At 73.5% G+C, this 11,166-nt stretch carries 12 protein-coding genes and 1 pseudogene; 3 read left to right on the top strand and 10 right to left on the bottom strand.

Annotated elements, in window-relative coordinates:
• Nucleotides 1-373, bottom strand: a pseudogene (locus L7D48_RS19355) (hypothetical protein); the annotation flags it as partial.
• Entirely contained in the window at nucleotides 364-714 is a 351-nt protein-coding gene (locus L7D48_RS19360; protein WP_374492875.1) for an NADH-quinone oxidoreductase subunit A, read from the bottom strand. The pseudogene L7D48_RS19355 and the gene L7D48_RS19360, both read right to left, overlap by 10 nt.
• 148 nt (nucleotides 715-862) lie before the next feature.
• Between L7D48_RS19360 and L7D48_RS19365 the strand changes: the two genes are divergently transcribed.
• Nucleotides 863-1,750: a F510_1955 family glycosylhydrolase gene (locus L7D48_RS19365; protein WP_237880746.1), complete on the top strand. Its 888-nt coding sequence runs from the start codon at nucleotides 863-865 to the stop codon at nucleotides 1,748-1,750.
• Nucleotides 1,751-2,250: 500 nt separating this feature from the next.
• Here the strand turns inward: L7D48_RS19365 and L7D48_RS19370 are convergent, their stop codons facing one another.
• The 4 genes from L7D48_RS19370 to L7D48_RS19385 form a co-directional block, all read right to left on the bottom strand.
• Complete coding sequence (locus L7D48_RS19370; RefSeq protein WP_237880747.1) at nucleotides 2,251-2,943, bottom strand: DUF305 domain-containing protein; 693 nt, start codon at nucleotides 2,941-2,943, stop codon at nucleotides 2,251-2,253.
• A gap of 253 nt (nucleotides 2,944-3,196) precedes the next feature.
• Entirely contained in the window at nucleotides 3,197-3,481 is a 285-nt protein-coding gene (locus L7D48_RS19375) for an SHOCT domain-containing protein (RefSeq protein WP_237880750.1), read from the bottom strand.
• A 132-nt stretch (nucleotides 3,482-3,613) separates the two neighbouring features.
• Nucleotides 3,614-4,528, bottom strand: a complete 915-nt coding sequence (locus tag L7D48_RS19380; protein WP_237880752.1) for a M56 family metallopeptidase — start codon at nucleotides 4,526-4,528, stop codon at nucleotides 3,614-3,616.
• Nucleotides 4,525-4,893 carry a BlaI/MecI/CopY family transcriptional regulator gene (locus L7D48_RS19385; RefSeq protein ID WP_237880765.1) on the bottom strand — a complete coding sequence of 123 codons (369 nt, stop codon included), beginning with the start codon at nucleotides 4,891-4,893 and terminating at the stop codon, nucleotides 4,525-4,527. The genes L7D48_RS19380 and L7D48_RS19385 overlap by 4 nt, the downstream gene beginning before the upstream one ends.
• A gap of 389 nt (nucleotides 4,894-5,282) precedes the next feature.
• On the opposite strand from L7D48_RS19385, the gene L7D48_RS19390 reads away from it, so the two are divergent.
• Nucleotides 5,283-6,323: an NlpC/P60 family protein gene (locus L7D48_RS19390; RefSeq protein ID WP_237880754.1), complete on the top strand. Its 1,041-nt coding sequence runs from the start codon at nucleotides 5,283-5,285 to the stop codon at nucleotides 6,321-6,323.
• Nucleotides 6,324-6,398: 75 nt separating this feature from the next.
• Here the strand turns inward: L7D48_RS19390 and L7D48_RS19395 are convergent, their stop codons facing one another.
• The 4 genes from L7D48_RS19395 to L7D48_RS19410 form a co-directional block, all read right to left on the bottom strand.
• Nucleotides 6,399-7,688, bottom strand: a complete 1,290-nt coding sequence (locus L7D48_RS19395; protein ID WP_237880756.1) for an MFS transporter — start codon at nucleotides 7,686-7,688, stop codon at nucleotides 6,399-6,401.
• Entirely contained in the window at nucleotides 7,685-8,848 is a 1,164-nt protein-coding gene (locus L7D48_RS19400; protein ID WP_374492881.1) for a PLP-dependent cysteine synthase family protein, read from the bottom strand. Before L7D48_RS19400 ends, L7D48_RS19395 begins: the two co-directional genes overlap by 4 nt.
• Before the next feature lie 133 nt (nucleotides 8,849-8,981).
• Nucleotides 8,982-9,425 (bottom strand): hypothetical protein, encoded by a 444-nt coding sequence (locus tag L7D48_RS19405; RefSeq protein ID WP_237880759.1) that lies wholly within the window; start codon nucleotides 9,423-9,425, stop codon nucleotides 8,982-8,984.
• Nucleotides 9,426-9,764: 339 nt separating this feature from the next.
• On the bottom strand, nucleotides 9,765-10,760 hold the full coding sequence (locus L7D48_RS19410; RefSeq protein ID WP_237880761.1) for a hypothetical protein: 996 nt from the start codon (nucleotides 10,758-10,760) through the stop codon (nucleotides 9,765-9,767).
• A gap of 180 nt (nucleotides 10,761-10,940) precedes the next feature.
• On the opposite strand from L7D48_RS19410, the gene L7D48_RS19415 reads away from it, so the two are divergent.
• Nucleotides 10,941-11,166, top strand: a 226-nt coding sequence (locus L7D48_RS19415) for a heavy-metal-associated domain-containing protein (RefSeq protein ID WP_237880769.1), incomplete at its 3' end; no start/stop codon positions are given.

Here is an 11,166-nt window from a genome sequence, read left to right on the forward strand (position 1 = left end):
GCCCCCACTCGTCGTCCCGCCGTGCGGCCTCCGTCTCCTGCCCGGGACCGGTGAGCGCGGGCAGGAGGCCGCGCAGTACCGCCCCGGCGTCCCGGGACCGCGTCACCTCCCCCCGCACGCGCGGCTCCGGCATCTGCCCCCACACCGTGTCGGTGGCGGCCCGCATCTCCTCGGAGGGTTCTCCCGCCACGAGCAGGACGTCCGCCTCGGCGGGCGAGTCCGCCAGACGCCCGCCGAGTCCGGCGACGGCCGCCTCCGCCGCCAGCCGTACGGCCGTGGCCCCGGGGCACGCCACCAGCAGGACGCGAGGGGTACGGGCGGTCGGTGCGGCCAGGCGCTCCGACAGGTTCCGCAGGGCGGTGCTCAGGCCCACCGCAGGGCCCCCTCGCGCCAGGCGTACAGCACTCCGCACATCAGCAGGCCGAGGAAGACGAACATCTCCACCACCGCCGTCGTCCCGACCTCCGCGACGACGACCGCCCAGGGGTACATGAACAGCATCTCGACGTCGAAGGCGAGGAACAGCAGCGTCAGCGCGTACCAGCGGGCGTGGAAGCGCGACAGCGCATGCTCGTCGGGGATGTCGCCGGAGAGGAAGGGGGCGGCGAGCAGCGGAGCTGCCCGGACGGCCGTCAACCGGTGCAGCAGACGCAGCCCGGCGACCGCACCGACCGCGAGCAGCAGCATCGCCCCCAGGTCCAGGAACTCCCGCATGGTCTCCTCGCGTCGGTTCGGAGTCGTTCGTCACAGCCCGAGTGGTGAGCGTCCATCCGCCGGTACCCTGCGGGGAATAGTCCATTCCGCGCACCGCTCCCATGGGGGCGGCCCGCCCGTGGTGTCCGTACCGATGCGAGGATCTTCGATGCCCGTCCGTCTCCGTTCCCTGGCCGCAGCCACGGCGATCACGCTGGCGGCCGTTCTGACCGGCTGCTCCGGCGGCTCGGACGAACCCGCGGGCTCGTCCTCCGACGGGCACTCCCACGCCTCGGAGCCAGGGGTCAGCCACATCCACGGCCTCGGCGTCAACCCAGGCGACGGGAAGCTCTACGTCGCCACCCACCACGGCGTCATCGCCGTGGACGACGACGGCTCCGCCGAGCGCGTGAGTGACACCGCCGACTACATGGGCTTCACCGTCGCCGGGCCCGATACCTTCCTCGGCAGCGGCCACCCGCCCGAGGGCAGCGACGAGCCCGCCAACCGCGGTCTGATCAAGAGCACCGACGCCGGGAAGACCTGGAAGACCCTCTCCCTCGGTGGCGAGGTCGACTTCCACGCCCTGGAGCAGGCCCACGGCACCATCTACGGCTACGACAGCACCCACGGCCTGCTGCGCGTCAGCCAGGACGGCAGGAAGTGGGACGAGCGCGCCGAACTGGCCGCCCTGGACATCGCCGTCAGCCCCGCCGACCCCGACACCGTCCTGGCCACCACCCAGGACGGCATCGCCCGCAGTACCGATGGCGGCGAGACCTTCACGGGCGGCGCCGAACCGGCCCTGGCTTTTCTCTCCTGGGCCGGGGAGGACGGCAAGGACGCGCTGTACGGGATCGGTCCCGACGGGTCGCTGCACCGCAGCACCGACGGCGGCGAGAGCTGGAGCGAGACCGGCACCGTGCCCGGCGGGCAGCCCCAGGCCCTGACCGCGGTCACCCCCGACCGCGTCCTGGCCGCCACCGCCGGCGGCGTCTACGAGTCCACCGACGGCGGCAGGACCTTCACCGAGCAGTTGGAGACATCGGCGGGCTAGGCCCTGCCAGACGCCGCGGAGCAGGCGGGATTTGTCAGACAGGGCTAGGGGCCGGGCCCGCTGTTCCTGGCCCCGGGCAGCGGTGGTGAGCGTCAGGCCTCGTCCCCATTCCAGCCTTCGCCGCGCGGTAACCCCTGAGTGTCCGCCGCTGCCCGGTGTACTCGCGGACGCGGGCCGCCTACTCCCCTCGTCGGCCCCGGGGACGCCCGCCTCCCGCGGCACCGACCGCCGGGGCGCGGGACGCTCCCGCCCGGCCCGGCTGAAGAACTGGTCCCGCGGGGTGCGCCGGCGCCTGGTCCGGAGCGGACCACAGGGGTCCGGTAGCCGCCGGCGTGAGAGCGGCGGTGGCGGTCGGAGGTTCGTCCGGCAGGCCCGTGCGGCCGCTCCTCCCGAATCGCTTTCACGCGCAGGCGCGTCTCCGGAACTCCCGGCAGCCGGAAAAGTCCTCACGGCCGGGAGAGGCCGGGGGCGAGGCACCACCACCTCGCCCACCGCGCGGGCTACCGCCCCTGCTCGGACAGCCAGGTGCGGAAGTCCACGATCTGTGCTTCCTGGGTGTTGATCCCCGAAGCCGCCGCCACCTTCAGCTGGGGGTGGTCGGCACGGGACTGCGGCTCGAGGAACTCGATGATGCCGGAGTTGTGGTGGGGGATCATCCGCCGCACGAACTCGACGTCGAACCGCTCGCCCGCCGGCACCTTCCGCAGTTCGGCGACCATGCGCCGCACCTCTGCCTCCATGGCCGCGATCTCCTGCCTCGCCTCCTGGGGGGCCTGCTGCCGGGCCTGCTCGGGTGTGAGGCCGTACCACTTCTTCAGCCAGCGGGTGAACTGGCCGATCTGGTGGCGCTGGTTGGCGATGATGTTGTCCGCGTGGGTGCGGATGCGCGCGTCGGTGCCGCGCTCGCGCTCGAGCCGCGCCATCTCGATCGCCGCCCGGTGGTGAGGGATGATCGCCGCGAAGAAGGTGATTTCCAGCTTCTTCCCGCTCAACCGGGCCAGCGTCTCCCCGAACCGGTATGCCACGGGGGAGGTGGGCAGCGGCTGGATGTGGGCGGTCTTGCTCCGCTCCGCGGTCGCGGCTCCGGCGGAGACCTGGCCGGGGACGCTCCAGGCGGTGGCCGCGGGCGCGGCCACGAGGGCCAGGGCGGCGAGGACGGCCACGGCACCGCGGCGGGGAATCGAGTTGTTCATGGGTTTCCTTCTGAGTGGTTCGCCGGCGGAAGGGCTGCGCGACTGGCGGACAGCCGCGCGATCCCTTTGTCACGACGAGCCCTCGGTATCCCCTCTTCGCTCCCCGGCCACCCGTTCGGCCCCCGTACTCCACCGGACCGGCCGGTGCCGGGGCTCCTCCTCCCCCGCTCGCGACGGTTCGTCCGACGCGCGGCGGCCCCTCGCCCCGCGCGGCGGAGCCGGGAGCCGGCCACGCCCCTGGCCCTGTCCCCGGTCAGGGTTCGGCGGGTGGTCCGGAGGAGTGCAGAACGGCCAGGCGGCCCCGGTACTCCTCCTCGTCGATCTCGCCGCGGGCGAACCGCTCGGCCAGAAGCCGCTCGGCGGAGGACCCCCTGGACGCGCCGGGCCCCTCGGGTGCGCGGGGGCGCCCCCGGGGACGGTCCAGGGCGCGGAAGAGCAGGACCGCCGCGGTGATGACCAGCACCCAGAACAGGAGCATTCCGGCCGACATCGCGAACCACTCCCAGCCGCTGACGCCGTGACCGTTCCAGAACATCATCGTCCGTCACCTCCCGGGCCGGCCGGCGCGGCTGCCGCGTTCGGCGCGCCCGCTCCGGCGTTCCACCCACTGCCGGCATGCCTCCGCGCCGGCCGCGGCGCGGGGGCCGATGGTCCCGGCCGCCGCGGCCGGTCAGCCCAGGGCCGGGCCGCAGGCGATGAGCAGCGGCAGCAGCATGGCGCCGAGGGATCCGGCGGCGATGCCCAGCCGCGTCGCGCGGTGCGGCCCCGCTTCGGGGGTGAGGAGCCGGTACAGGCGGACCGCCGCGCCGGATCCTCCCGCGCCGAAGGCCGCCCGGGGCGTCCGCCCCGCCGCCACCTCGTACATGGCGGCCGCCAGAGTCTCCCGGGAGTGATGGCGCAGTGCCCGATCGTCCGCGGTCATCTCCAGCAGCAGAGCGGTCTGCTCCCGTGCGTGCCGGGCGAGCGGAAGCCCCGGGAAGGTCCTCCCGAACGCCTCCGTCGCCGCGTGGCACAGATGGTGCCGTCCGGCGATGTGGGCCCGCTCGTGCGCGAGTACCGCCTGGAGCTGTTCCCGGGAGAGCGCCCTGAGCGCCCCCCGGGTGACGACCACCCGGCGGGACCGCCCGGGCAGGCAGTAGACGGCAGGGGTGTCGTGGTCCACGATCACCGCGTCGTGCTCGCAGGACGGGCTGCCGAGCACCGCGAGCAGGTCCAGATGGCGGCGCTGCGCACGGCGGGTGCGCCACAGCGTGCACAGGAACCAGCCGGCCGGGAGCAGCACGACGAGGGCGGGCGGCAGGAGCGCGGCGGGATCGGCACCGGCCTGCGACGTCGGACCGAAGGCCGCGGGGAACAGGCCGCAGGCGGTCAGCAGGCCGACCAGTCCGTCGTGCACGTGCCGCTCCCGCAGCGCCACGTGGTAGGCGGCCAGCGCGACGGTCACGGTGAACGTCGCCATCAGCCCGTACCAGACGAGAACCGCCAGCCGGGGCGCGCGGTGCGCCCAGCGCGCCCCGGCCAGCGCGCGTGGGGCGACGGCCCCCACCAGGAGGGCGTATCCGGCGAGGGCCAGGGCCTCCGTCACGTCCCGCTCCGGCGTTTCGCCGCCCGCAGGGCCGAGCGCAGCGCATCCACCTCGTCCGCGGACATCCGCTCGACGAAGCTCAGGAGCGCGCCCGCGGGATCGGGGTTGTCGCCCAGCGCGTCCTGCATCAGTGACGCGGTGTACTGCTGGCGGGTGCAGGTCGGCTCGTACAGCCAGGCCCGCCCCTGCTTCTCGCGGCGGAGCAGGCCCTTGCGGTGCAGGATCTCGGCGACGGTCTTGACCGTGCTGTAGGCGATGGAGCGGGTCCTGCCCAGGTCCACGAGGACGTCCCGCGCCGTGGCCGGGCGCCCCCAGGTCCACAGGCGGTTCATGATCTCCGCCTCCAGTTCGCCCAGCGGTCGCACGGACACTCCCCTCCCGACCGGATCTCCAGCACCGCCGAACCGGCGCCGGTCCATCGTAGTGGCCGGCCGGATCACGGCCACTTTCCCTTGCTCGGGGCCCTCGCCGTGAGGGTATCCGCCAAGCGCCATAGCTCAAGAACGCGGCAGCTGCGCCCGGAGGCCTTGCACGGGATCGGCGACACGAGGAGCATGCCGGCCACCCTGCGCGCCGAGGGACCTCAATTGAAGCTAAGGCGATTAGCTGATTAGTATCCGTGCTCGAACCTTCGCACAGTCGGCCGTCCATCCGGGGCGGCGGCGAAGGCCCCGCCGAGTCTGCGGCAGTCCACGCGGACCCGGGCCGGCGTTCCGTGCCCGGCAGGCGGCCCAGGAAGAAGGAGCTCGTCTCCGTGGCGTCCCACCGTCGTCCCAGGCAACCAGGCCACGCCTACACGACCGTGCTGACCACCGCCGCCGCGGCGGCGGTGGCCCTCACCACGCAGACGGCCCACGCCGATCCCCTGCCGGATCCGAACAAGAAGGGCGTGAAGGCCCAGGTCGACAGGCTCTACGAGCAGGCCACACAGGCCACCGAGAAGTACAACGCCGCCAAGGAGAAGCAGGACAGGCTCCAGAAGCAGGTCGGCGATCTGCAGGACAGCGTCGCGAGCGGCCAGGGGGAGCTCAACGACCTCAGGGACAGCCTGGGCACGCTGGCCACCGCGCAGTACCGCAGCGGCGGGGTGGACCCCTCCGTGCAGCTGTTCCTCTCCTCCGACCCCGACGACTACCTGGCCAAGGCCGCCGTCCTGGACCAGATCGGCAGCCGGCAGCTCAACACGCTCCGGAAGATCCGGTCCAAGCAGCGCACGCTCGAGCAGAAGCGCGAGGAGGCCTCGGAGAAGCTCGGCGACCTCGAGGACGCCCGCAAGGAGCTGAAGGACAAGAAGAAGGAGATCCAGGCCAAGCTCGCCAAGGCGCGGAAGCTCCTCAACACCCTGACCGCCAGGGAGCGCGAGAAGATCGCCGCCGAGGAGGAGCGGGCCAATCGCGCCAGCCGGCGGGTCGACCTGGGCAACGAGGCCAGCGCCTCGCAGCGCGCCGCCGCGGCCTTCTCGGCCGCGAAGTCCAGGGTCGGCATGCCGTACGTCTGGGGTGCCACCGGGCCGAACTCCTTCGACTGCTCGGGCCTGACCTCCTGGGCGTTCGCCCAGGCGGGCGTCTCCATCCCCCGGACCTCCCAGGCCCAGGCCAGTGCGGGCACGCGGATCAACTCCATGAGCGACCTGCGGCCGGGCGACCTCGTCATCATGCGCACCGACCTCAGCCATGTCGGCTTCTACGCGGGCAACGGGCAGATCCTCCACGCCCCCAAGCCCGGCACCGTGGTGCGCTACGAGGCGATCAGCACCAGCGGCATGCCCTTCATGTGGGGCGTGCGCATCGGCTGACACCGGCCGTCGACGGTCCGAGGGGGTGGGCACCGGCCGGTGTCCACCCCCTCGGCGGGTGGGGGGCGCTGCCGCTCAGGCCGTGACGGGACGTGCCCGCACGGTCTCCGGAGCCAGACGGCCCGTACGGTGGAGGCGGAGCACGGCCAGGGCGCATCCTGCGCCGACGGCACCGAGGACGGCCCACGGCAGAGCCGGCGCGCCCGCGGCGCGGGCGGTGTCCAGGGCCGCTCCGGTGAGCAGGTTGCCCACGGCGATGCCGACCCCGCAGATGGTGTTGTACAGGCCGTAGTGGGTGGCCACGTACCGGTCGCCCGCCAGGGCCACGACGGTGTCCATCTCGAACGGGTAGGCCAGCATCGTCCCCAGGGCCAGCAGCAGGGCCGACATCAGCGGCGGAAGGACGGCCAGGAGCCAGCGGGCCGGCCCGTCGGCGGGTGCCGTGACCGCGGTGGCGGCCGCCGGCGGCAGGAAGGCGATTCCCAGACAGGCCAGTCCGGCCACGATGGACCGCCCGGCCCCGAGGTGCTTCCCGCACCAGGCGGTCAGCCGGGTCTGCCCGGCGATGGTGGCCAGGCCCGAGGCCGCGAACAGCAATCCGACCCCGACGGTGCCGACCCGCTCGTCCCCGGCCACCCGGCGCACCTCCAGCGGCAGCGCCAGATAGACCTGGAAGGACAGCGCATAGGAGCCGATCATCGCCGTGGAGAACAGCAGGAACGGCCGGTTGGCCAGTACCGTGCGCCACTGGGACAGCACACCGGCCGCCTGCCGCTCGCCGCCGCACCGGGCGGTGCGGGCGGGCAGCGCGACGATCTGCACGACCGACAGCACGGCGAACACACCGGCGGCCACGAGGCAGGTCAGCCGGAAGCTCACCCCGGTGAGGGCCACGCCCACCAGGGGGCCGAACAGGATTCCGGCCTGGTAGTAGACGTTGAACAGGGCGAAGGCCTCGACGCGCCGCTCACCGGCGTCATGGGCCAGATAGGCCCGGGACGCCGGATTGAACAGGGCGCCCGCCAGGCCGACGGCCGCCGACGCGGCCAGCAGGGCGGGCAGGGAGTCGACCAGCCCCAGGACGGCGAAGGCGGCGATTCTCAGCGCCAGACCGGCGATGATCATCGGCTTGTAGCCGAGCCGGTCGGCCAGGGTGCCGCCGAAGAAGAACATCCCCTGCTGGCTGAAGTTGCGCACCCCCAGGATCAGGCCGACGGTCCAGGCGGCCAGCCCCAGGGTTCCGGACAGGTGCTGGGCCAGGTAGGGCATCAGCATGTAGAAGCCGAGGTTGATGGTGAACTGGTTGACCATCAGCAGCCGTACGCCGCGGTCGAAGGTGCGGGTCCGCGCCAGGGGGTTGTTCACCGCTCACCCCCGTCGCCGTGGCCCTCCGCCGTCTGCGCGGCCGCGGCCGCCGTGGGGCCGACGACGGTGGTGCACCTGGTCCAGCGGTCGACTTCGCGGGCCCTGGGGTGGGCGATCTCGTCGGGCTCCTGCGCGGGCCTGACGCCCAGCAGGCCGTGGGCCGTGCAGTAGTCGTCGTCGTAGACGGTCCCGAGGTACCGCTGCGGCCCGTCGGGGAAAACCGCCGCGATCCGGGTTCCCTCGGGCCGGCTGCGGGCCAGCCAGCCCGCGACCAGGGCCACCGCCCCCACGCTCCATCCCCCGGTCGCGTACTGGGAGGCGGCAAGTCGCCGGCAGGTCCACACCGCCTCGGCCGGAGCGACCCAGTGGACCTCGGCGAAGTGGTCGTAGGCGACGTTGCGGGGGTGGATGCTCGATCCCAGCCCCCGCATGATCCGGTTGCGGGCCGGCTGGCCGAAGATGGTGGAGCCGACGGTGTCCACGCCGACCATCCGCAGCTGCGGGTAGAGCTGGCGCAGGGTCCGGAAGATGCCCGCGGAGTGGCCGCCGGTGCCCACACTGCACACCAGGATGTCGATGTGGCCCAGCTGGGACGCCAGTTCCAGGGCGAGCGGCGTGTAGGCGGCGGCGTTGTCCGGGTTGTTGTACTGGTCCGGGCACCATGAGCCCGGGTGGCGGGCCAGCAGCCGGGCCACCCGGTCACGGCGGGCCTGCTGCCAGCCGCCGGTCGGGTGCGGTTCGGTGACGGTCTCGATCCGGGCGCCGTGGGCGGTCAGCAGCCGGGCCATGGACGGCTCCAGTCCGGGGTCGGTGACCAGGGTGACCGGATGGCCGTGGACCATTCCGGCCAGTGCCAGCCCCAGGCCGAGGGTTCCGCTGGTGGACTCGATGACCGCTTTGCCGGGGCGCAGCTCGCCGCGGGCGCGCGCCCGCTCGACCATGTGCAGAGCGGGGCGGTCCTTGATGCCGCCGGGGTTGAAGCCCTCGAGTTTGGCCCAGAAACCGCGCCCGGCCGGGGCGAGCGGCTCGGAGACGTACAGCAGGGGGGTGTTGCCGACCAGTCCGGACATGCGGTCGGCGGTCCGGCCGACGCCCGCGAAGGCCGTGCCGGTCCGCGGCCGGCCGGCGGGGGTGGGGACCGTGAGGGTCGTGGAGTGCATGGGATCGCTTCCGATCGGTGGATCTGAACACGGGGGTTCGATCTCGCACGGCGGCGGGGCGCGGGGACGACGGAAGTCCCGCGTCCGTGCGCGCCGTGCGGCGGCCGGTGTGCACCGGCCGCACCGAAGCGGTCTAGATCCGCCACCTGCAGACGGCGGTGAGCGTCCCCCGGCCCGTCGGCCCGGCGGGTATGGCTATGGCCCGTCTCCCCCGCGGCGCCGGGGACAGAAGGGTCCGCGCGGTCACGGGCTCGGCGTCGAAGGGCGCGGCGGGCGGCGGCGCGTGGACGAGGGGCGACGGGGAGGGCGCGTCCGCCCGGGGGCGCAGAAGATCGGCGCAGTCGGCGCCGGAGTGGGTGTGGTGGGGCGTGACCGGCGTGTCCCGGGCCGCCTCACCGGTCCGGACGTGGTGCCCCGCCGCGCCCGCCTGTGACACGCCGGCGGGATGGACGGCGAAGTGGACGGGGGCCGGACAGCCGAAGGCCATCAGCACGAGGGCGCCCATCAGGAGGCCCCACAGCCACCTCGCACCGTGCCGGTGCCGCCGCGGCAGGCGGGTGCGGGCGGTGGGGGTCACGTTTCCTCCGTACGGTGATCGCTGGGCCTGGGCCCGGGAGCGCGGCGCCGAAGCCGCCCGGGCACACGGGAACCGGAACTTACCGCATCCGCTCGGCCACCTTCCGTGTTCACCGAGAGGCATGCGGAAGCCTTCGGACCGGCCGCCGGGACCCCTGGCGTCCGATCCGCGGGATCGAGGGTTCCCCGGCGGTGCGGGGCACGCGCCTCGGCCCCGCTCCGGTCGGGGTGAGGAGCGGGGCCGGAGCGCCCGGCCGGAGCCGCCGGGCGGCGGGCCGGGTATCGCGCCGACGGGCCCGCCGTCACCCGGCGAGAGGGTGTCCGCGGGCGGGGCGCCGGTTCAGTGCCGGTGTGCGCCGTCGTCGTGGCCCGCGCCCTCGTCGCCCTTCTCCTCCCCGGCCTTCTCCCCGGTCTTCGCCGTGCCGTCGGCGGCTACGGTGAAGGCGGCGGTGCGCACCTTCCCGTCGTGCTTGAAGTCCAGGAAGAGGCGGTAGGAGCCGCTACTGGGGGCGGTGGTGGCGAAGGAGACGGTGGGTCCGGGCTCGGTGGAGCCGTCGCCGGGCTCACCGTTCGGGTGAACGTGGAGGTAGGCGAGGTCGCCGGCGCGCAGGGCGACCAGATGGCCGTAGGCGCCGAGGTAGGGCTGGAGGTCGGTGACGGGACGGCCGTCCTTGGCGACCTTCAGGTCGAGGGTTCCGGTCGCGCCGGGGCGCAGGGAGCCGTCGAGGGTGACGGTGTAACCGTCGACGGTGGCGGTGCGGGAGGGCTCGGGGAGCTTCTTCGGCTCGTACTCGCCGACGGCGGCGAGGTCGGCGCCCAGGGTGAGGGGCTTCGCCCCCTCGGCGGCCGGGACGAAGTCGGCGAAGACGCGGTAGTCGCCGGCGGCGGGGAGGTCCACCGGGACGCTCCAGGTACCGTCGGCCGCCCGCTTCGGGTGCAGGTGGCGGTAGACCGCCAGGTCCCGCGAGGCCAGGATCAGATGGAGCTGCTTGCCGTGCTCGGTGCGGTAGGAGGTGAGCGGCCGCCCGTCCTCGTCCCGGACGGTGAAGCTCAGCTCCGTCTCCTCGCCCGCCTTCACCCGTGAGGTGCCCAGGTCCAGGGTGTAGCCGCCCTCGGAGATCTGCAGGCCGCCGGCCTGCGTCTCCCCGTGACCGCCCCCTCCTCCCCCGTGTCCCGGCGCGGCGTCCTCGTGCCCCGCGTCCGCTCCGCGGTCGGCGTGCGCCGCGTGGGCGGGTTCGGTGGAGACGGGGTCCACGGCGTTCCCCACCCCGTACGCCGCCCCGAACGCGGCCGCGAGCGCGGCGGTGAACGCGGTGATCTTAAGCCCGGTGTTCATGGTGCTCTCACCTTCCTCGAACGTGGCCTGCCCATTCAGGTCCCGCCACGGAAGCATATACCCCCGAGGGGTATATGCAAGCGAACGGCGAGGACTTGCCAAACATAGGGGAGGGGGGTATACATGACGACACCAGGGATACCCCCCTGGGGTATGAACGAGATCTCCCGGAGGAACACCATGTCGTCCTGCTGCACCCCCGACGGAAGCTGCTCGACCGGCACCACCCAGACCGCCACCACCGAGGGCACCACCACGGTCTACACGGTCTCCGGCATGACCTGCGGCCACTGCAAGGCCACCCTCACCAAGGTCATCGGCGACCTCGACGGCGTACTGGACGTCGAGGTCGACGTCGCGGCCGGCCGGGTCACCGTCACCACCGCCGGCGCGCCCGACGACGCCC

Source organism: Streptomyces sp. ICN903, from assembly GCF_022015835.1.
In the GTDB taxonomy this organism is placed as follows: Bacteria; Actinomycetota; Actinomycetes; order Streptomycetales; family Streptomycetaceae; genus Streptomyces; species Streptomyces fenghuangensis.